We start from the raw sequence: 22,959 nt of genomic DNA, 5'->3' as shown, positions 1-22,959 counted from the left end.
ACCGAGCGTCGGGATGGTGCAAGCGATCCAGCGCAGGTCGGTAACGACACTGAGGTGGTGTCGAACAACATGGCGACGCGCACCGGCGGGAGATGTAAGACCTGCGTCAGGTCCGCCGTCCATTCGGTCCGTAGCGCCTGACGGCGAGCGAGAATCATCGCGAAGACCCGGAAGAAGGATCACGTGGCATTGCACTGGCCGACATAGTCCGGGTTGGGGCGTGCCGACTATGCCGCCGCCCTGCTGCCGGACCCTGGAACTTCGGACGGTCGAAGTAGGTCTTCGGGGCGTTGGTTCAGTGCAGTTTCTGTGGGCCGATCACGGACAGGACCTGCAGCTTCTCGTAGCTCTCCGTGCCGGGGACGGCGGTGTAGACCATCAGGGAGTGGGCCTGGTCCGGATCGATCAGGCGCTGGCAGTTCAACTCCAGGGCACCGACTTCGGGGTGAACGAAGTGCTTGACTTCGCGCGGGCGGATCCCAATTTCGTGGTCATCCCACACCCGCCGGAACTCTGCGCTGGAGTCCAGGAGCAGATCCGCCAGATATGCGGCTCGGGAGTCGGGACCGCGGAGGGCGACGATAGCGCGCAGGCCTGCGGCGTACATCCGGGTCATGAACGTGTGTTGCTCCGGAGCGTACAGGTCCCGGGCACTCGGGTCGGTGAACCACCGGTAGCCACTGCTGCGAGCAGGACCCGTGTATTGCGTAGTGTCGCCGGTGAGGGCGACGCCCATCGGTGTCTGCCGCAAGGTCTCCCCGAGTTCGGTGACGATCTCCGCAGGCGTGTCCTGTAGCCGGTCCAGAACACGCAGCAACCCCGGGCTGATGTGCTCACTGGAGCTGTCACGTGGCGGCGGATTGTGTCCGGCCAGCCGGAACAGATGGTCACGCTCGTCTATGGACAGGTGGAATCCCTGGGCGATCGCCGCGAGCATCTGCAGTGACGGCTGCGGACCACGCTCGCGCTCCAGACGGGAGTAATAATCGGCCGACATGTTGCACAGCGTCGCCACCTCCTCCCGCCGTAGCCCGCTGGTTCTGCGCCGCTGCCCCCGAGGCATTCCGACGTCCTCCGGCTGTAGCGCCTCACGACGGTTGCGGAGAAAGCCCGCCAGCCCTGCGCGATCGATCATGACGCTCCCCTTCTGAGAGTTCTGCCTCGTTTCTCCGTGCTGTTTCACTTCTATCGCCCATGCATGCGCGTATCCACGGCTTGTCGATCCCCCCTTAGGGCGCGCGTCGCCGCTCGGGGCACCGCCGACGGGCTGTCGGGGCGGAGTCGGCGTTGCCGGCGCACCTTGCGGGCCACCGGCCCACGTCAGCTTTCGGGAAAGCGTGCCTGTGTGACCTCTTGGGGGAACTTCCGCATGCGTTCGGCGGCATTACGGGTGCGGCACGGCGGACGGAACAACGGAGCAGGCAGCCAGGGGCGTGAGGCCGATGCCCCGCGCCGCGGGCCATCAGCGCACGAGGCGTTCGATCAGCGTCTGCCAGGCGTCACCGAGGAAGTCCTTGGTCTGCGATGCTGTCCCGGCATCGGGCACCGGACGCGACCAGACCAGCAGGAGGGGCCCTTCCAAGGCCGCCGTGAGCTGGATCACCACGCCCTCCAGGTTCGGCATCGGCGCACATTGGCGCAGCAGCATCCCGACGTGGAGCTGAGTCAGCGATGGGTCGCCGACCAGGGCGGGCTCGTTGCGGTCGAGAGCGGCTCGTGCGATCGCATGGTGGTCCACGAGGAAGGCCACACGGGCGCGGCCATAGGCGACAAGGCGGTCCACGGGATCGGCTCCGGGCCCCAGCGGCGGCGGTCCAGACAGCACTCGCTCCTGGAACTGCCGCTCGTCCGCGTCCAGCAGTGCCTGGAAGATACCTGCCCGTGTCCCGAAGCGACGGAAGACGGTGCCCTTGCCGAGGCCGGCGCGCTCGGCCAGGCCGTCCATCGTGACCTTCTGTACACCGTGTTCCTCGATCATCTGGCGGGCGGTCCGAAGCAGATGGTCACGGTTGCGCACCGCATCGGCGCGCTCTGCGCGCGGCTTACCGAGGGGCACCACTGGAGGGTTCACGAGTCCAATCTACAAGCAGCCCTATCAAGCGGGGTGAAGTCCGTTTAAGCTTCATGGGAGCGCGACATCGCTGGGACCCTCCAGACGTCGCGTCCGCATGCACGCCACCAGCCCGTCAGAGAGATGGCCATCCATGAACTTGTTCCGACTCGACGCCAGCATCCTTCCCGGCGCCTCCGCCAGTGCCGAGATAGCCGACATCGCCCAGGCCGAGTGGACCGCGGCCCACCCCGACGGCACAGTCACCCGGCGCCGCCTCGGCACCGACTCCCTGCCGACTGACGCCTGGGCCCTTGCCACGGTGGCCGGCTTCACGCCCGAGACGGATCGCACACCGGCCCAACGCGAAGCGCTGGCCCTGGCCTCGACCCTGGCCGAAGAAGTGCAGGGGGCAGATGCCGCAATCCTGGCCGTGCCGCTGTACAACTACGGCATCTCCCAGCACTTCAAGACCTGGGTGGACCTCGTCATTTCGGCCGCCGGACCCACCACCCCGCTGCTGAAAGGCACCCCCACCGTGCTGGTGACTGTGATGGGCGGCGGCTACGGTCCAGGCACTCCGCGCGAAGGCTGGGACCACTCCACCCCGTATCTGGAGCGGGTCCTCGACGACATGTGGGGAGCCGATCTCACGATCATCAAGCGCGAACTCACCCTCGCTGAGACCACTCCCGGCATGGAAGAGCTGCGAGAGTTCGCCCAGCAGCAGCGCTCCGACGCTCTCTCAGCCGCCCGCGAGGCGGGCCGACTGCTGGCCGGGCGGTGACGGCCTTGGGCTGGCACACCACTGGTGTCGGCGTACGGGGTTTTCCGGCCCTGACACGAAAGACCCGGTAAGCGGGCTGGTCAAGCGGCAGGCACGGGTTCGAAGCGGATCACGAGTCCGAAGGTGTTGGCGGTACCGTCTACGATCTCGTGATCCAGACGCCCCCGCGGGGCGTGTCAGCTGCTCGCGATCATGCGTCGCGCACTCGCGCGATATGCCCAGGAGCTGTTTCCGCACCTGTCCGAGCTGGTGATCGAGAAGGTCCAGCGGCGGCCGGACAAGATAGTACTGAGGATGCGAGCGCGAGCGGCGACAGCGGCCAGCCGTTGCGGCCAAGGCTCGGCGCAGGTGCACGGCCGGTACGTCCGACAACTGCGTGACGTCGCTATGGGTGGGCTCAGTGTCGTGATCGAGTTGTGCATACGCCGCTTCCGCTGTGTGAGAAACCCGCCTGCTCGGCGGTGACGTTCGCCGAGCGGATTGCGCGACTGACCACGCCGTACGGTGGCGGGGCATCCATGCTGCACGGGGTGTTGACGCACATCGGGCTGACCGTGGCCGACCGGGCACCCGCTTGGCGGCCGCGGTCGGCCTCACCGTGGGCACGGATACGCTGTCGCGGCTCGTCAGGTCCCTGCTCGTGTACCGAAAGTGGATCTTGAGCTGTGAATGATCGCGGTTCATGGGTCGGGGGGATCTCACCGACAAGTAGTGGGCGGTGCTGGAGCCGTTGTTGCCGAAGGGTGCCAGGACCGGCCGCCCGTCTGGCCACGACGCAAGCTGATCGACGGGTTCCGGGTCATGCCCGGAGTTCCATGACGTGACATCCCCCGTCGAATATGGGTCGTGGAACCGGCTCCACGACTTGTTCCCGCCGGTGGCAACGGCACGACACCTGGCAGCGGACCCCCACCGGGCTCCCGCCCCTGGCCGATGCGAAGGGCGCGATCGTCTTGGATCTGCCTGTCGACTCCCTGGTCTGTTGCGCCCATCAGCACGCGGCCCGGCCTCGCATCGCCCATCTGCTGGTCGGCCTGCCCCTCGAGGTCCTCGGCCGGCCCCGCTCGGACCGGGTGATGCGGCGTCCGGCTCCCTCCCGCAGAGAGTTCGCCCTGGCCCTTGGGCGGCCCACCACCCCAGCACGGTGGCGAGTTCGTCCGAATCCTTCCCCCTGGGGCGCCGAGCGGGCCGTGGCGATCACCGATACGCGCCTCTACGGCAAGGCGACCGCGCGGGAATGGGACCGGGTGAACTGCCGTCCGGTGGGGTGAACAAGCCGGTCTGGCTGTGGTGGTGGGGCACCTGTCGGCCTGCTCGCAAAAGTGGCCCCGGCCCGATTTTCGTGAAGCGGGGCTGTGTCACCGTGCGCTCGTGATACTCCGTCACAGGTTGCGGGGATGTCAGCGACTGGGCGTGGACACCGTCCGCTTCGGCCGGACCCCCTCCCGCACTTGCGGCCGGGCTGGACTCCGCTGTACCCCGCACCCATACCGATTATCAGCCGGCCGTCGGTGGCCGAGCCGATGGCGCCGAGGTCGGGCGCGAGCAGGGCGGGCCGACAGAACTACCGTCTCATTTGCACTTGCTGTAGTTCGTACGGACCCGGCCTGAGGTCCCCAGCCGTTTCCGACGCGCCCGCTGCTGGTCCCCGGTTCTCCCGGACGGGCCGCTTTCGCGCGGGTTCGGTGCTCTCTCCCCAGCGGGGACAGGCAAAGTCTCCGCCGGTGCGGAGTCGACTTTGCCAGAGGCGCACTCGTCTCCAGACCGGGAGCGGCCGCTGCCTCCGCGGCCGGGGTGACCGCGGAGGCACTCGCAGGTTACGGGCCGGGTCACGGAGCTGGTGGGGCCGGCCGCGGGTCGGAGCCGAAGAACACTTCGGGCCGCGCCGTGAACGGTGCGTCCGACGTGCCGAGGCCGGCCGGCGGCGCCGCCAGGGGCGGAGGAAGGGCGGAAGGCATGGTGCCCCACCCCCCGTCCGAGCTCTCATCGGTCCGCCTCGGGCTGGGCTGCCGGGCCTGTCGCGCCGCTGCGGCGGGTTCGGTCGCCGCCCACCGGGCGGTGTAGGGACCGGGGTCCTCCTGTTGGAGGAGAACGACCGGACGGCCGTCGTCGGGTCCGGCCGCCCAGGGGGTGCCGTCCGTCCTCAGCACGGTCAGGCGCAGCCCCAGGACGTGTGCCGCGACCGCGAGCGTCAGCCAGTCCGAGGCACGGGACCCGGATCCAGTTCGCAGGGCGTGGACGATGTCTTCCTCCGAGCCACTGGAGGCGAGCGGCGGCGCCGTCCCCTCCGGCCCGGTCAGGTCGGCGACGGCTGGCCACAACCGGCGCTCTTCCGGCGGCCTGCGTAGATCGGCGGCGAACGCGTCCGCCAGTGCGTTCCGCAGCTCTTCCGGCCCGGCGGGCCGGCTGTGCCCTGCTAGTTGACCGCTCTCGCCCGGCGCGACGGCGGTCAGCGCGTGTGCCAGTTCATCTCCCGTGGCGAGGACGTACACCGGTTCCAGACCTCGCAAGGCCAACTGCGCTTCCTGCGAGGGAGCAGGCTGCTCGGGGGAGGAGGGCATCTCCTCCCCCGGCTCCCGGGCCTCACTTGCGGCAGCGGGCTGCGCTGGCATCGTGTCCGGCGGGGAGTACATGCCCTCCTGACCGGCCGTCTCCGTGGCCGTTTCGGTGGCCGGCGGTGCCGGGCGGAGGAGGGGGCCCAGGGTGGCGTCGTCTTCCAGGCCGTCGACCAGCCTGCCGGTGTTCTTGTCCACCGGTAGCGCCCCGTAGAGACCGCCCGGCACCTTGATCCGTATGCTTCCGTGCGGCCCGCTGACCACGGCGGTGACGTCGAAGCGGTAGGACCGGTAGGGACGCTTGCCTTCCGCGTTGCGCTCGTCGGTATCGCCCAGGGCGGCGCTTCGGCTCTCGCTGTCCTCCCAGTTCTTCATGTCGACCGGCAGGCGTTCGAGCATTTTCTGATCGTTGACCGGACCGCCGGCGTCTGGACCGGCCGCGATCCGCCAGCCGCTGTCCCGATGGGTCTCGTGCGTGGGTTCCTCGTCGGCCTGGTGGTACCTGCGCTGCTTGAGCAGTACGCCTTCGGGGGGGCCCAGGATCTCTGCGCCGTCCAGTTCCAAGCCCACGATGGCTGTCTGGTCGCCGAGCGGGACCGCGTACGCGTGCTTCAGCAGTTCCCTGATGCGCGGGCGCATCACCGTGGCCGTGGTGCGGTGGCGGTAATGCAATCCCTCGGTGGTCGTGAGGTCCAGGCCTGCTATCTCCGGCACCGTGCCCACCTGCGGGGAGGGCACGGTGCGGTGGCGTACCGCGGTCAGCTTGGCCCAGCGCCCGATCGATCCGGCGGCGGGCACCGTCCACGGATGGAGGTTGTCGACCAACGCGTCCGGCAGCGCGGGGGCCGGCGGGTTCTGCGAGCTGTGCCACAGCCAGCTGACCTGGGTCTCACGTGGCACGGTGAGGCCGTACGGCCACTGCTGCGGGCTGCCGGCCTCGGCGGTGAGGTGACGGGGGACGAGCAGCCGCACGTCGCCGTCGACGAGCTGGTCCGGGCCGTCCCCGGACTCGTGCCAGGTGAAGACCGACGGGGTGTTCTTAACCCCTTCCGGCCGGGAGAACAGGCGGGCCACGGACAGCGCACCCCGTGCGGGTGTGGTGAGCACCTCCGGCAGTTCGGTGGTCGTACCCATCTCGACGCGGAAGGTGATGCCGTGTTCGAACTCCTCGGAGGGGTCCTGGGCGGTGGCCCGGTAGATTCCGACCCTCTTTTCTGCCTCCTCGTCCTTCGTGCCCTTGGACGCGGAATACTCGACTTCGGTCTCGAACCCGCCGTGCCCCTTCTCGTCTCCAGCACGGGCCCGGACATCGACACCGATCTCGTGCTCCCAGCCGGAATCGCGGCTCTGGGACTCCTCGTCGACCGCCTCGCCGCGCAGTGTGAGCTTGATCTCGTCGCGGGGGCGCTGCCCATGGGGGCGGTCGAGCCTGATCGCCGTGACGTTCACCCACAGGTAGCGGGTGACGCCCCACGGACCGGGCACGGGGAACCAGCGCAGAACACCCTCAGTGGTCAGCGCGTGCCATTCGCTCTGCAACGCCTCGGCGGAGTAGACCGCTTTCAGCGACCGCTGAAGCAGGTTGGGACGAGGCCCCGTGGCCCCCTCGCCCTCGGCACGGACGATGCCCCTGGCACGCAGCCGGTCGTTGATCGTCTTCAGGACGTCGACCCGCAGGACTTCGGGGTGCGCGATCCCGGAGAGCAGACCGGTATCGAGATAGGTCCGGGGTGCCTCGGCCACCGGAGCCTGGTCCGGCTCAGCGGTCGGGTCCGTCGCCGGGGTCTGCTGCGGCTCCGATCCGGCGGCCGTGCCGGTCGCGGAAGGAAGGATGTCGGACATTCGTCGCTCGGGGACGAGTAGATCCAGGGCCTCGGTTGCACGCAGATACCGGGTGGTCTCGGTGAGCTCGTCGCCGCGCCAGCGGACGTAGGTCAGTTCGAAGACCGGGTCGGTACGCAGCGTGTGCACGGAACCCCCGTAGGTGGTCCGGGTGATATCGATCCGGCCGTCGCTCTCGGCCGCCCCCTTGCCCCGGTTCCAGGCGGCCGAGGCCTGACCGACGACGGTCAGCCGGCCCCCGGGGCCGGCGGGGTGGTCACCGTCTTGCGCGTCGGAGCCGAACCGCAGCTGGGGGCCGAGGGTGCCCGTCACGCCCGCGCTCCACTCGCTCTCCTGCTCGGATTCATAGGCGGCGTTGCCCTTGAGGTACTGCTCGACCTCTGTGTCCGTGTCGGCTCCGAGGTCGCTGACGTTGTCCACGAGGAGGCGCAGGCGCAGCGCCTGCTTGTACTTGCCGTCCGCCGGCAGTTCCTTCTCGTATCCGCCCTGACCGACCTCCTCGCCGAAGTGAGAGGCAAGGACCGTGGGATGGGCCAGGTCGCGGATTTCCTGCGGCCAGTCCGCGGGGTTGTCGAGCCAGGCGTCGATCAGGCTCTGCCGCTCGGCGGGGTTCCGCTCCCCGGCGTACAGCCGCTCGGCGTACATACGGGCGCCGAGCTGGGCCAACTCGGGCATGAGGTGGAAGACGGGGTAGATCCCCTGGGCCCCGCCGGTGAAGTCCAGCCGCCGGCCGATCTCGGTCGGCACCATTGCCACGAGCGTGTGACCGGCCGCCTGTGCCTGCTCCGGCGTGACCGGCGTGGCGGGCACGTGCTCGTGTGGGACGACGACCCGGGCGACGAAGGGGTTGCGCCCGCTCAGGAAACGGCGCTTGTTGAGCCGGCTCGGCTTGAACCGGCTCTTCTTCTCGGGTGTGACCGTCCAGTTCACGGCCATCAGATAGCGGTGCTCGTCGACCTGCTTACCGGTCTCGGTCCGGCGGTAACTGCCGACCGAGCCGCCGTACTTGCGGCTGTTCTCCCTGGAGGTGCTGACGATCCCTCGCACAGCACCGAACTGCATGCGCATGGGCGGGGTGGTGAAGTGCAGTTTCCCGAGCGAGAGCTCGTACTCGGGGATGGCCAGACGGGCTCCACCACCGAAGGTGGCAGCCACCCTCCAGCCCTTGCCGCGCTCACCGGCCGTGGCGGCCCTGGTCGCGGCCCGAGTGTTGACCTTCATGGAGAAGTCACCCTCCGGGTGGCTGCCCTCGGTGACGGGGTCGGCCAGCGGGCTGGGCCCCTCGATCCGGTTGCCCCACCTCGCCTTCGCGGAGACCTTGTAGCGGCGTCCGCCGACCTGGACGGTGCGGTGGATCCCGAGGAGCGCCTGGGCCAGATCCCCTTCGAGGGCTGGGCGGCCGTAGAAGGCCGCCAGGTCCCGGTCGGCCTGGGCCCAGGCGCTCTTCTTCGCCTCTTCGGCACCGACGTCCAGGACGTGCAGTCGCTCGATGGCATCCCGCAGGTCCTGCTGGAGGGTCTCGGCGCCCGGCAGAGCGTTCGGCACGCCGAAACCGAGGCCACGGCGGGAGGCGGGAGCGAGTGGCTCCCGCGGGTGAGGGGTGAGCCACCCCTGGGCACGCTCCACGTCCATCCGGAACCGGAACCGCGGCCTGGTCTCCGGCAGCCTTGACACCCTCCTCAACGGGGGGAGGGCGAACACGCGGTGCCGTGGAGCATCCGGGCCGCCGGCCGCTGGCCGCAGATCGGCGGTCCACCCCGAGCCGACGGTACGCCGCACGAAGTGCGCCGCTTCGCGCCGCGGGACACTGAGTTCGCCCTCAGTGGTGACCTGCACCGGGGCGATCCTGTGCGTGCTGGATTCCAAGGTCACTTCCAGGCGCAGCCCGGCCCGGTAGCGAGACTGCCTCGCGAAGTCATTGAGCACCGTATGGCTCGTGTGCGAGGAGTCCAGCGAATGGCCGACTCCGCGGTTCACCCCGGCCTTGACGGCAAACGCCGGGACCAGGCCCGACAGTTGGGCGGGCAGCTCGTTCTCGGAGTGGGGGGAAGGTCCCCCGTTCGCGCCGACTCCGGCGGTGTTGTAACCGAAGCCGAATCCCGCGTCCGAACCCCCCTTGCTGTCGCGGGTGCTGCCCTCCCCCACACCGATGTCGTCGCGGGTACCGACCTTGCTGTCCCCGAGATACTGGAGGCTGTCGATCTCCCTGCGGATCCTCAGGTGCCCCCGGAACTTCCCGAACAAGGACCCGGAGACCTCGATGCCGTTGGAGGAGTCACCACCGGCCCACCACGGATAGCGACTGCGGGCCGTCGACTCGGTCAGGAACCCCTGAGCCCGGTCCATCTTCGCCTGCGCCAGGATCTTCTTGACGGCCGAGGCCGGCAGCCCGGCGGCACGCATGTTCCGGTGCAGCCCGGCGATGACGGGCGTCAGGTCGATCGCTTGCAGCAGCTCACGGGCCTGGGAGGGGCGGGAAACCCGCTGGAATCGAGGGCGTTCGGCCTCAGGGGCACGGGAGTCGGGTCGGTGCCCCTCCTCGCCGGTATAGACGGTGGGAATGTCGACATGGATCCGGTCCGGCACGGTGACCTGATGGAAAACGGTGGGAGTGGCGTCCGCACCGTCGACGAACACCTTCATCCGGAGACCGGCGCTGAAGCGGGTGAGGTCGTTGATGAACGGCTTGCGGCCGGCCAGCACGGTACGCGCCCAGCCGCTGTCCTCGGACTTGGAAGAGCCCACGTACAACTGGGGAACGGATACCGCGGCCGCGGACGCGACAACGCTTGTCCCCAGGTTGACGAGGGTGAGCAGGGTCGACTCTATTCCTTGGGTGACCTCGTGTCCGGTCCGGCCTCCCGTGGCGGTGGAAGCGAAGCCGACCGGGTACTCGTTGACCTCCCCCTTGGTCCGGGGCACCTCCCTCAGATCCCGCATCACCGGGCGCAACCACACCAGCCGACCGTCCACGGCAAGCGTGCGCCCGGCCGCGAGGATGTCGTCCCACTCCTTCGGCTTGGACGTGAGCAGCAGAGCGCTGATCGCACTCCTGATGCCCGAACGCAGCGCGATGTGCGAACCGGGACCGGTCAGGTCCAGGCGTGAACTGATCTGCTCCCCCCAGAAATCCGCCTGCTCCCGCCGGAAGTCGATGGCCTCGGTGGAAGTGGCCACGATGGCCTGGCCCATCGCGCCATGGGCGAGGTACCACGGAGAGGGATCACGCGTCTCGGTAACCGGTGTGGAAGGCGCGGCCCCGGTGGGTGCCGGATCGGGATCTCGATGGGCGTTCGGCGGGGACACCTCCCCCTCAGGAGAGGTCACCACAATCGCCGGAACCGCTTCGGTCCGCGGCGGCACGGCGTCGGGTTCCAATGTCACCACGTCCGTGTCCTGGTCGTCCCTCGTGTCCCGGGCTGTTCGCGGGTGTGTGGCGCTCTCCTCAGCCGGAGAGGGCGTCAGGGCGCTCTCAGCGACCGGGGCGGAGACTTCGCCTATCTCCGCGACCTGGGCAGGAGGTGTCCGCGTGACCGACGTACCGGAGGAGGTACCGGCACGCTTGGAATCCGGCGTGCTCGGTCGCGGTTCGGAGCCGAAGAACACGGCGGGGCGCGCCGAGTCGCCGGAAATGGTCCTAGCCGGACTCCCTGCGGTGCGGGCGCCCGCGTCTGCCAACGCCGTCGAGGACGATGCCGTCGCAGCGGTACGCGTGGGGGTGCCGGGATGCGTACCGCTGTCAGCGGACGTGACGCCCCAGCTGTAACCCGAGGTACCGGCGAGCTGCGACACATCGGGCCGTCGAGCCCGCCGTGCCTGCTCGGTGGGCTCGGTGGCCGCCCATCGCCCGGTGTACGGCTCGGGATTCTCCTGCTGGAGAAGGGCGGCCGACCGGCCGGTCTCCGGGCCGGTCGTCCAAAAGGAGCCGTCCGGCATCAGCACGGCCAGACGCAGCCCCAGGACGGGCGCGGCCACGGCCAGGGTGAGCCAGTCGGTGGCCTCAGGGTCTGACCCGGTCCGCAGAGCACGAACGGCCTCGTCCGCGGAACCGCCGAAAGCGGTCACGAGCGGAGCTCCCGAGGGCCCTGACTGTCCTGCCACCGCGGACCACAGCCGCTGTTCGCCCGGCGGCAGTACCAGGTCGGCGGCGAGCGCGTCGGCAAGCGCGGCCCGCAGCTCCTCCGGGCCGGCGGGCCGGCTGTGCCCCGCCAGTCGGCCACTCTCGCCCGGCGCGACGGCGGTCAGCGCGTGCGCCAGCACGTCCCCGCCCGGCTGGACGTACACCGGCGTCAGCCCCCGCTCGGCCAGTCGCTCCTCCTGGGAAAGGGGTCCCCGCCCGGTGGCGGGAGCCTGCGCCTCGACGGCTGCGGAGCGCGTCGTCGCCTCGGTCTGCCCCGCCCCACGGGCCGGTGGCGCGAAGAAGACGTCAGGCGACTCCCAGGACTCGCCCGGCCCGGTGGAGGGACCGGCCGATGCCGCCGTGCCGCGGGTAACGGTCACCTGGGCGAAGGGGGACTGATGGCGCAGCCGCATCGGCACATCCCACACCGTGGTCACCCACCCACCCTGGCGCTCGTCGTACCAGGGGGTCAGCGGGGACACCTCCACGACGAGCGGCACGTATCCGTGCCTGCCCGCGTTCCGCTCATTGATCGCTTCGATATTGCGCCGCAGCGCTTCCTACTGGCTGTTGTCCCTCATCTCGTTGTCCGTGATGATCGTCGCCGTGCTGTGCTCACCCAGCACACGCTCAAGCGAGGCCGCCAGGCCCTGAGACGTGGCATCCTGCGCCCACGGACCAGGATGCGGAACGATCACATCCGTGTATGCCACATGCCGGCCGAAGCGGGTGATCGAGCCTCGCACCAACGACAACTCGCGCGACCCCGTCCGCCTCTGCACGCTTTGCTGGAACGGGGTTTGCATCACTGGATCGAAAGCACTGAGGTTGCCCCGCATTCCATACAGCCCGGTGAGAAGCCTGACGTCTTCCCGGCCCGCCCCGCCGTCCACGGCAGCCACGACCGTGTTACGCATCCTGTCCAGCGCGTCGTTGAACGGCGTGTAGTCCTCCGTCCCACGCAACCGCCGACGCTGAACCGACGGCAGCTGCCGATACCACGACGCCCCCTCGACCTGAGACCAGTGCATCTCCTCGGCCTCACCCGCAGCATCGAACGTGATCAGCGTGGGCCCCGGCGATCGCCGCTCGGACCGCGACCTGGAATCACCCGACGGAGGAGCGAACAGAATCGGCTCACCAGCCGGGGACTCACCACGCTCACGCTCGTAGGCAGCCTGGCGGGCCAGTGACGTAGGCCGCGGCTCCGCTTCAGGCTCTTCCAGGGCCTGTCCCGTCAGCGCGCCCTCGGCTCGGTCCCACAATTGGCGGAAGCCCGTGAGGACGTAGGGGTTGTCCCTGCTGCCGAGGTTCGAGGGCCGGCCAGTTCCGTAGAGCCTCCGCAGCAGCGGCAGCAGCGCGGGATCGTGCTGCTCCACCCAGTCAGATCCGTTGTTGCGGGGACGGCGCCGCGAGTTGGAGTCCTTGCCGGTGTTCGCACCGAGATAGGCATTGCTGAGCTGCGCGAAATACTCGTGCGCGCTGCTGGACGCGTACTCGTCCGGCCATTGAGCGGGCGGGTCGGCGGCAACCTTCGCCTCGTACACGTCGCGGATCAACTGGCGGTCCTCGGCGCTCAGCACGGACTCGATCGCGTGCGCCCACTCATGACGGACAAGGGAGTACCCGTCGTCGTAGAAGTCGTCACCGAGTACGTCGGTGCTCTCACCCAGCAGGTTCTCCTCACCCACGCCGACCAGACCACGGCGACGGTCGAAGAGTCCCCGTGCGACGTCCAACGACCGGCCTTCTCCGGGCTGGTGACGACCCCTTAGCCCGGCGAACTCCTCAAGCGAGGTCATCGGCCGGTTCCGGGGCACCACGACAAGGCGACGGCCCTCGGTCAGCAACGCCACCGCGATCTGCGGATCGGCGAGCATGCCCGCGACCAGTTCCTCCGCCTCCGCCCGGGCGGCCTCGGGCTGTTCCACACCGTCAGGAACGACGACCAGCAGCCGCGCCGCCACCGCCGTGAACTCCTCCACGGACAAGCCGGCACGCAACTGCTCCACGAACGCCCGGTCAGCAGCCAATGACTCCCGGTCCCGCCACGTCAGCGACACCAGCTCCCGCGCCCGCGCGTCGGCGTCCATCGCGACGAGCCCGGCCGCCGTCTCCGCGAGAGCCGGCGGAAGAGGAGCAGGTGAGAGGGCAGGGGCAGGGGCGAGTTCCGCCGGCACCGTGCTGTCGGCGGGTCGTACTGACGGGGCCGTCGTGGCGGGCGGCGCGAACAGGTAGTCGGACTGGGCAGGAGCGAGGGGCCGGCCGACCGGCGGCAGTCCACGATCCCGCCTCGCCCTGTTGTAGAGGTTGATGGAGAGGCCCGCCAGGGTGTCGCTGTCGCGCTCGATGGTCTGCGGAGTCTGCTCTATTGACGCGTAGCTCCGGGCCTCCATCCTGACGACGGCAGGAACGATGAGCGCCCGGCCCCGGCGGTCGGGGTTGGCATCCAGTGTGGGGAAGTGGGTACGGATTCCCAGTGCCTCGTACTGGCTCACGACGCGTTCCGGACTGGACAGGAGCAGGTTGTCGAGGTACTGGCCGGCCGTCGCGCGCACCGGGCCGCGTGACATGGTCAGTGCCAGGTCGCTGACGTCCCGGCCGACGGCCTCGGCGAAGCGGGCGCGGATACGCCGCGCCTGATGCTCAAGATATGTGCGCGGCCCCTCACCAAGGCTGCTCCGCAGGGCCGCGAGCGAATCGCGGGAGGCCACCGCTGTGAGGTCCTTCGGTCGCACTGTCTGGAGCGTTGTTCCGCGCACAGTGGCGGCGACCTGGGTGAACCCGAGCGCGGCCGCACCTTCCAGTTCGGCGGCGTCCCACGGGTTCACGGCATCGGCCCAGTCCGGATATTGGCTGAGCCAGCGTGCGAAGTCCTGACGGGCCCAGGCACCGAATGCAAGGCCGGTGCCCGCATCCGTGTGAGCGATCTGCACGGGTGGGGACTCACGCCGCATACGGCCCCTGACGTGTTCGATGAACGCCACAAGTCCCGAGGCCGGAGCCGTCGCCGTGTGATGCACCAGCGTCGCGTATCCGGCGTCGTTGTTCCTGACCGGCAGATCCTCCGCGAGAGGATCCACCACATATCCAGCCGATTCGGGGAAGATCTGCCCGATTCTCGCTCCCGGCCTCGCGTACCGGAGCCGGGACATCACGTCGTGGAAGGCCGCCAGCACATCGGCCCGCTCGGCCCGGCCATCCGACCGCCCTCGCGCCAGACCACGAGCCGGCTCCGTGACGATCTCAAGGACCGGCACTCCCCCAGCCCTGTCCAACGTGATCGCCAGAAGCCCGGGCAACTCCACGATGTCGCCGAACTCCTCGACCTCCGCGTCACGAGGCAACTCCACCCGGTACCGGTGCAGCTCGGCCTCGAACCCACTGGCCGGGCCGAACCCCTCCACCTCGACCGCACCCTGAGCGGCAGGGACCATCGGCGCTACGACATACGGCTCGCCTCGCCGCGAAGAAGGCCCAGGCTGCGCGGAATGGCCCCCACGCACAGGAGTACTCCCGGAAACACGCTGCTCCACCCTGTCACGGACGGAAACACGCTGCGGCTCCCGCTGTTCGCGCCCAGAACGCTGCTCTCCCCTGTCACGCCCAGAACGCTGCTGCTGCTCCACCCTGTCACGAATGGAAACACGCGGAGGAGCAAATTGATCCATCCTGGCGCGGACCGCCGCTTCCAGACGTGAAACAGCACCCCACCGCCTGCTCTCCGGCCCCTTGTCACTCTGCCACTCCGTCACGCTGACGAGCACACGCCGCAAATCCTCAAGCCCCGGATTGCGCGGCAACCGCTCCACCGCCCGGTCAATGGCACGCAACGCGGAAGAACGACGCGACCCACCACTCGCCGAGATTTCCGACCAGTCACGAATCGGATCCAGCCCCACCCCACGAGCCGGTGGCGCGAAGAGAACGTCCTGCTCTTCGGACTCCGGCTTCAGCCGGTCTTCCCCTTCCCCAGCCAAGCCCGGCACCGGGGACGAGGAGGATTGCGGAGACTCTTTCGAGGACCCGGGCAGGACGGTCTCCGCACCGGACGTGGCCACCGGACCCGAGGCGGAGCCGATCGCGGTCGACTCTGCCCGGGATGTGGGCACCGTAGTGACGATGCTCCCCGCGGGCGGAACGACCTCAGGCGCCGCGGTGGCGGCACCCCTCCCGCCCGGCACCGGCGAAGTCGGCAGTTGCTCGGGGTCCGGTTGCGACCGCCCGTCGGCGGCCTCGGGTACCGGGCGGGGCTGCGTCTGCACTGCGGGCTGTGCGGCGGCCTCGGGTCCCCTGACGAGGGAGCCCAGCAAGGCCGTCGCCGGCAGGTGCCCGGCGCGCAGGTGCTCTGCGGCGACGAGTTGCACGACGTCTTCGGGCCGCGACACGACACCCAAGGGGTTCTCATCCGGGGCGACGTGCCGAATGCGCTCCAGGACCGCACTTGCGGCCCAGAGCATCGACTCCTCCCGGCGCTCCGGTGACACACCCGGATCCGCGAGCCGCGCCCGGGCGGCAGCGATATCGAAACGCGCCCTGCCCGGGTGACGGTGACTGGGGGACGGAGTGTCCGGCATAGGAGCGATGCCCGTGGTGGGCGCCGTGTCTGTGTCCCGGCGGGGGGCCGGAACCTCGTCGCCCTCCTGGTGTCCCCTCATACGCCCGGCCCGCTCCGCGCCGGTGCCGGGCTCCGCTGCGCGAGGCGGCGTGTCGACCGGCTCGGACGAGGTGGAGTCCTCCACTGTCGGCGGGGCAATCGGGCCGGCCGTGCCGCTGTCCGGCGTCGTGGCTGCTACGGGAGACACAAGCATGTCGTCTGATGGAGCGGAGGTGGGCACGATGTGGTCCGTCTGCCCCGGGGTACGTACGGGGGTGCGGTCCCCAGCGTCCCTGACGGGGCCGTTCCCCGCCGCGGGCGCGCCGAGCCGGTCACCGTCCGATATGCCGGCCGAGTGGGTGACGGTGTCGTCTGTCGACGACGGCCGCGTCGGCTCGGCCTTCGAGTCAGCGGCCTTCTCAGAAGGTCGCGCCTTGTCGGGCGAGGACAGACGGCCGGTGTCCCCGGCCGTATTGCCGGAGCCGCGGTGCCCCGATGAGACGACGGGTTCCGCGACGGGCCGGTCCGAGGCGGGTCGCTGGGCGGTGGCGGAGCCGTCATCACGGAGAGCATCCCCGAGCTGGACATCCAGCTTCCTGGCCTCAGCCGTGGACAAGTCGCGCCCTTCCTCACGGCTGGCCGGACCCTGCCCCGATTCGTCGGGGCTGAGGTTCCTGGAACGGTTCCCGGAAGACTGCGAGATGGGGGACGACGACGGACGGGCATCATCTCCGCCGGACCGGGCGCTCCTCTGGCCGGAGGGTTGGTCGCCCGCAGAATGTGCCGTGGTGTGAATGACACTGTCAGTGCCGGTGTCGGCGCGCAGGTTGCCCCCGCCGGCACCCGACCGCTGGCCGTCCGAAACGGACGGGCTCGCCGACCTCGCACCAGACTTGGAGCCATCCCCGGCCCCACGCGACGGAGCACCGTCGAACTCGGCGCGCGTGTGATGCGTGCTGTCCTGCGAGCCGCTCATCCGCTGCGTCGACCCGGGCTCCGACACCGCGGTCCTGGGTGGCGCCACCTCCGACCCAGACGCCGTAGACGTGGCGGACTTGGCCTCCGGCAACGCGGTCTCAGGCGCTTCGTCCGGCCGCAGTGAAGTGGGGGTCGACGTGGACTCCTCCGTTCCCTGCTCCGACTTCGGCCTTGTCGTCTCCAAGGGCTGCTCCTTGGTGAGCGAGGACGAACGGCCGTCCTCCGCGCCAGGTCGAGTGCCGATCCGGGCGGCGGCGCCGCCCCTGCCACCTCCAGGACGATCGGCCACGGACGGTGTCTCGACCTGCGTGGTACTGCTATTGCCGCGGTTGGTGCGAAGGTTGTCGCCGCCGGCACCCGAACCCGTGTCAGCGTCGGGCGACCTACCGGGAAGGTCAGAGATCCCAGCGGGTCGGTCATAACCAAGACGCGAACCCCCCGACGACTTCCCACCCGTTCCCGAGGCGCCGGCAGGCGGCTCATCCGCAATGTCCTTCAGGCCGCCGATGCGGCCATTACCAGGACCCTGTCCTCTATCCGACTCTCGGCGCGGGTTGACGACCGGATCCGAACCACCCGGACCACCAGACCTGGACGACTCCCCCACCAAACCCGGCCCGGAATCCGACCCCCCAACCGGCAGCTCAACCCGCAGACCATCCCCCAACCGACGCCCCGGACCAGCCATCGGATCCGAACCACCCGAACCACCAGACCTGGACGACTCCCCCACCAAACCCGGCCCGGAACCCGACCCCCCAACCGGCAGCTCAACCCGCTCACCATCCCCCAACCGACGCCCCGGACCAGCCATCGGATCCGAACCACCCGAACCACCAGACCTGGACGACTCCCCCACCAAACCCGGCCCGGAACCCGACCCCCCAACCGGCAGCTCAACCCGCTGACCATCCCCCAACCGACGCCCCGGACCAGCCATCGGATCCGAACCACCCGAACCACCAGACCTGGACGACTCCCCCACCAAACCCGGCCCGGAACCCGACCCCCCAACCGGCAGCTCAACCCGCTCACCATCCCCCAACCGACGCCCCGGACCAGCCATCGGATCCGAACCACCCGAACCACCAGACCTGGACGACTCCCCCACCAAACCCGGCCTGTTTCCCTGTGTCCCGTACGGGTTGTTCTGCGGACCGCCCAGGTAATCAACCGAGTTGTCATACCGGCGGGGGCCGACGGGCGTGCCGGGCGGGCGGTTGTCGGACCTGGCTCGGCCGCCTTCCTCGTGAGTCTGACCGCCAGAACGCACCCCCGGGACGACCGGGGAACCGTCAGGACGCACGTTGACCGTCACGTTCGAAGGCTCGCTATCCACAGACCCAGCCGGACGCCCATCCACCGGCTTCGGCGTGGGGGCACCGGGAGCCGGCCGACCGCCGTCCGGGGTGATCTCGGGCTTGGGGGCCGGAGTGGGGGAACCGTTCCTTGGCACCTTCCCCTGCGCGGGGACCGGCGTGGGGGGCAGCGATGAGGAACTGCCGGGGTTCGTCTCCCGGGCGGGCATCCCGAGGTCGCCCGAACGTCGGTTGCCTGGACCGCTGTTGGTGGGGTGGTTGATGGAGACGCCGTCCCTGCCGCCGGGCGGAGGGGGAGCCAGCGAGCCGTCTCCCCTGCCCAGGCCGTCAGGGGTGGGCAGGGAGAGGCCGCCGTCTGGCGTCCGGGACAGAGGCGGAACCGTCCCGTCGCCACCACCCGGCATGGGTTTGGCGCTGGACGGGGTGACACCGGGGGGCGTGGACGCCGGGGCGTCGCCACCAGGGGTGGGCTTGGGGACGAAGGAGCGCCCCGCACCGCCGTAGTGCCAGCCCATCATGCCGCCGCCGTGCGCGCCGAGGCCCGCCCCGACGATCGCGCTGATGGCCACGGTCCAGGTCACGTCGAAGTCGGCACCCGCGAGCTCGGCGCCCAGCGCGCCGAGACCGAGGTCGAAGCCCACCTCGGCCCCGGCTCCGACGACGGCGCCTCCGGCGGCACCGGCGATGGCGCCCCCCACGGTGCCGAGCCGGCTCCCGATCGCGGTCACGATGGGGATGAGCCTGGCCAGCAGCGAACCGACGATCGCCATCACCCGTGCGAGGATCGGCCCGAGGCCGATGAGGACGAGCCCGAAGATGGTGCCCAGGATGTCCGCCCACATGGCGGCGTTGAGCTGCTCCGCGTACTCCTCGGCCGCCTTGTGCAACTCGTCGGCGTAGCGGTTGATCGTCTGCCCGATCGTCCACGCCTTCTCGGCGGCGGCGTCGAAGGTCAGGCCGAGCCCTTCCTCCCATGCCCGGCGAGCCTCAGCTCCCGCCGCCCCGGTCATGCCGATCCCGTCCACGTGGCCGTTGACGGCGACTCGGCGCTCGTGAAGAGCGTCACCGAGCTGGATCCAGGCGTTGCCCAGGGCGTACATCTCCTCGACCTTGATGTCGCCGAGTACGGAATCCGCGTCTTCCATGGTGGGGCCGCCCTCCCTGGGCGTGATGTGTTCGACGGTCGCCTGACTGGTGCTGTACCGGGTGGTCGGTGGCGGTAGCTAGGTCCGCACTACGGGCTGCGCTCGCGTCGTGGGCGGATCCTCGGCGCGGGTTTCGCCGGCATCGGTGCTGGACGGCGCTGCCGACTCCTCGGCCGGCACGTCCCGCTCGTCCATGGCGACCTGGACGAGGGTGGGCTCGTGGCCCCGACGGACCAGCGTTCCGCGGCCGGGCTGACGGCGGTGCGCGCGCTGCTCGTTGATGAGGACCCCTTCGCGGTGGTCGCCGGACAGCAGCAGGCCACCGGAGCCCATCTCCTTGAGCTTGCTCAGCAGCGGGTCCGACAGCAGGGCCCTGGCGGCGCCTCCGACCCGCCGGGCCAGTACGAGATGGAAGCCCAGCTCGTCCGCCTGCTGGATGAACTCGGCCAGCGGAGCCAGCGGGCCGCGTCCCATGCTGCCCGCCGCCAGGTCGTAGTCGTCCACCACGACGTACAGTTCGGGGCCTTCCCACCAGCCGCGCTCGGCGAGCTGGGTGGGGGTGATGTCGGCCGGAGGCATCCGGGAGCGCAGGGTTTCGGCGAGGGCCGCGACCTGTCCGGCGACCAGGTCGGAGTTGCCGCCGCGGGCGCCGATGTACTCGTCGGCCACCACGCCCAGCAGACTGTGCCGGTAGTCGACGATCATGAACCGTAGCTCGTGGGGGGTGTGGCGGGCGGCAAGACCGCGCATCCAGGCGCGCAGGAACGTGGTCTTGCCGGATCCCGAGTCGCCGAAGACTGCGAAGTGCGGGTCGTTCGAGGTCAGATCGAGTCCGACGGGGGCCAGGTCGGCCTCGCGCAGCGCGACGGGCATCTCGCGTTCGCCGAGGGCCGCGCCGTGGCTCTCCCAGCGTTCGGCGGGCGTCGGCGCCCCGGCCGCGGACAACTCGCGGACGGTGATCCGGTCGGGCAGTACGCGCAGCGCCGGGGCCGCGGCCCGCGGCCAGCTTTCTGCGATCCTGGACACCAGCCGGCGTTCGGCGTCGGTGATCCCGTCCATGCTGTCCACGCCGTCCAGCCGGGGCAGGGCGATGTGGTGGGTGAGTCCGGGTGAGGCTAGCCCTCTGCCGGGAACGCTCTGGCCCAGGGCACGGGCGGCGGGGCGGCTGATCTCGGACTCGGAGGGGTCGTTGAGCCACAGTTCGAGGCGGCCCGGGATGTTGTCGCGCAGGCCGACGCGGATTTCCGCCCATCGGTTGGCGGTCAGCCACAGGTGGACTCCGACACCGAGGCCGCGGACGGCGATGTCGGTGAGGGTGGTGACGGCGCTGTCGTCGGAGGTGTGCAGAGCGGCCCAGTTGTCGACGACCAGCACGATGTCCGCGGCCCGCACGCCCTCGGGCAGGTCGCCTTCGGAGCGGCGGCTGCGCAGTTCGGCCGCGGACTGGATGTGCAGGTCTCGGAACATCCGCTCGCGTGCGGTGACCAGGCTTCCGACCTCGGCCAGCACCCTGCGCACCCGCTCCTCGTCGCGGCGGCCCGCGATGCCGGCGACATGGGGTGCGTCGCTCAGTCCGTGCAGCGATCCGCCGCCCATATCGATGGCGTAGAACTGCAGTTCTTCGGGGGTGTGGGTGAGCATGGCGCTGAGCATCGCGGTGCGCAGGAAGGTCGACTTGCCGCTCTGCGGGGCGCCCACCAGCGCGATATGTCCTTGGCGTCCCGGCAGATCCGCTGTAAGGGGGATCTGTTCCTGGCGCGAGGGCACGTCGATCACGCCGATCGGGAACACGAGCCGGCCCGTGTAGGGCCACAGGGGGCAGCGCAGGCCCAGCTCCGGGTCGACCTCCGGCTCGCCGAGCAGCGAGCTGAGGGCGAAGTGCGCGGGCAGTGGGGGCAGCCACACCTGGTGGCCCGGGACGTCCTTGTTCACGAGGCGCTCGACTGCGATCTGTAGTTCGGTCGCGCCTCCGTGCGGGGTCCATTCCCGGCGGGTCGCCTCGTTCTCCTCGGGTGCGAGCGGGGCCAGGTCTCCGTGCACGGCGAAGGGAACTGGTTCGGCGGCCGCGGCGGCGGTGTCGGAGTCCTGTTCGCGGTAGGGCGCCGACACGTGTGCGACGCGGAAGCGCTCGTAGATCGACTCGTCGACCTTCAGATAGGCGGAGCCCGGGATGGCGGGCAGGGTGTAGGCGTCGGGGGTTCCGAGGACGGCACGGGACTCGGCGGCGCTGAAGGTCCGTAGGCAGATCCGGTAGGACAGGTGGGACTCCAGGCCGCGCAGCCTGCCTTCCTCAAGCCGCTGGGTGGCGAGCAGCAGGTGCATGCCGAGGGAGCGCCCGACCCGGCCGATCTGGACGAACAGGTCGATGAAGTCCGGCCGTTGGGAGAGGAGTTCGCCGAACTCGTCGACGATGATGAACAGGTAGGGCAGGGGGTCGAGCGGTTTGCCGTTGATGTCGGTGCCGCCGGCGGCCTGACGGAGCTGGTACTCGCGCACGGAGTCGACGTTCCCGGCATCCCGCAGCATGCGCTGCCGGCGCTGTTGTTCGCCCTGCAGGGCCTTGCGCATTCGGTCCACCAGCGCGAGGTCGTCGGCGAGGTTGGTGATCAGACCGGACACGTGTGGAAGTTCGGTGACGCCCGCGAAGGTGGCGCCGCCCTTGAAGTCGACGAGGACGAAGGCCAGGTGCTCCGGCGCGTGCACCATGGCCATGCCGGTGACGAGGGTGCGCAGCAGCTCGCTCTTGCCGGACCCGGTGGCACCGACAACCAGGCCGTGCGGGCCGATGCCGCCCTGCGCCGACTCCTTGAGGTCGAGGTGCAGCGGTTCGCCGGTGCCGGTCACTCCGATGGGGACGCTGAGCAGGTCCTTCGCGTCGGGCTTGCGCCGCCCTGCGGCCGGGTCGAAGGCCGCCATGTCCGCGAAACCGAGCATCCCCGAGAGGGAGACGTCCTCGGCGAGGACCTGTTCGCGTTCGCCGGACAGCCTCAGTGGCGCCAGCGCACGTGCGGTGGCCGTCAGGACGGCGGGCGCCGGCTCGTCGGCGGCACCGTTCTCGATCGCCGCGTACAGGCCCGGCATGCGTCCTTCCAGGACGAGTCCACCGCGTGCGTCCGTGCGGGCGCGGACGTCGACCCGGCCCGGTTCGGATGCTTCCTCCTCCACGAGGCACACCACGTGCACCCCCAGGTCGGGTCCCGCCTCGGTGAACAGGTCGGCCAGGAGCGCGGAACGGGCCCAGGAGGCTCCGGGCTCGTAGTCGTCCAGGATGACGACCAGGTGGCGGCGGGGGCCGCTGTCACGCTGGGTGATGAGACGGCCGTTGCGTTCGGCGCGGGCCGCGACTGCTTCGTCGAAGGCGGCACGCAGTTGATCGTGGATTCCGGCGAGGTTGTCGGCGAGCAGAGGGACGACCTCCTGCTCGCGGATCTGTGCCCGCGGGTCGGGGTCCTGGGTGTGCGGTAGCCACTTCGCCCAGTCCCAGGCGGAGTTGCCGCCGGTGACGACCGCGACCCGCACGTCGTCGGGGGCGTGGAGTACCGAGAGCTGCAGCAGCAGGGCCTGGG

General features: G+C 70.0%; 8 protein-coding genes. 3 read left to right on the top strand and 5 right to left on the bottom strand.

Annotated elements, in window-relative coordinates; genetic code table 11:
* Window positions 1-295: 295 nt before the first annotated feature.
* Window positions 296-1,135 (bottom strand): helix-turn-helix transcriptional regulator, encoded by an 840-nt coding sequence (locus M2163_RS46010; RefSeq protein WP_280846875.1) that lies wholly within the window; start codon window positions 1,133-1,135, stop codon window positions 296-298.
* A 327-nt stretch (window positions 1,136-1,462) separates the two neighbouring features.
* A complete protein-coding gene (locus M2163_RS46005) occupies window positions 1,463-2,071 on the bottom strand; it encodes a TetR/AcrR family transcriptional regulator (protein ID WP_280897142.1) in 609 nt (202 codons plus the stop codon).
* 133 nt (window positions 2,072-2,204) lie between these two features.
* Here M2163_RS46005 and M2163_RS46000 point away from each other — a divergent pair, with 133 nt between their 5' ends.
* Entirely contained in the window at window positions 2,205-2,837 is a 633-nt protein-coding gene (locus tag M2163_RS46000) for an NAD(P)H-dependent oxidoreductase (RefSeq protein ID WP_280897141.1), read from the top strand.
* 953 nt (window positions 2,838-3,790) lie between these two features.
* Entirely contained in the window at window positions 3,791-4,108 is a 318-nt protein-coding gene (locus M2163_RS45995; protein ID WP_280897140.1) for a hypothetical protein, read from the top strand.
* 558 nt (window positions 4,109-4,666) lie between these two features.
* Here the strand turns inward: M2163_RS45995 and M2163_RS45990 are convergent.
* Together M2163_RS45990 and M2163_RS45985 are read right to left on the bottom strand one after the other, a co-directional pair.
* Window positions 4,667-11,854 (bottom strand): hypothetical protein, encoded by a 7,188-nt coding sequence (locus tag M2163_RS45990; RefSeq protein ID WP_280897139.1) that lies wholly within the window; start codon window positions 11,852-11,854, stop codon window positions 4,667-4,669.
* A gap of 60 nt (window positions 11,855-11,914) precedes the next feature.
* Window positions 11,915-15,814, bottom strand: a complete 3,900-nt coding sequence (locus tag M2163_RS45985) for a hypothetical protein (protein WP_280897138.1) — start codon at window positions 15,812-15,814, stop codon at window positions 11,915-11,917.
* Window positions 15,815-18,775: 2,961 nt separating this feature from the next.
* On the opposite strand from M2163_RS45985, the gene M2163_RS45980 reads away from it, so the two are divergent.
* Window positions 18,776-19,471, top strand: a complete 696-nt coding sequence (locus M2163_RS45980; RefSeq protein WP_280897137.1) for a hypothetical protein — start codon at window positions 18,776-18,778, stop codon at window positions 19,469-19,471.
* On the opposite strand, the gene eccCb is transcribed toward M2163_RS45980, so the two are convergent.
* Entirely contained in the window at window positions 19,472-22,945 is a 3,474-nt protein-coding gene (eccCb, locus tag M2163_RS45975; protein ID WP_280897431.1) for a type VII secretion protein EccCb, read from the bottom strand.
* Window positions 22,946-22,959 lie beyond the last annotated feature (14 nt).

Source organism: Streptomyces sp. SAI-135, from assembly GCF_029893805.1.
Lineage (GTDB): Bacteria > Actinomycetota > Actinomycetes > Streptomycetales > Streptomycetaceae > Streptomyces.
Note: the sequence above shows the minus strand (reverse complement) of the source record. Positions and strands in the feature narration are given on the sequence as shown.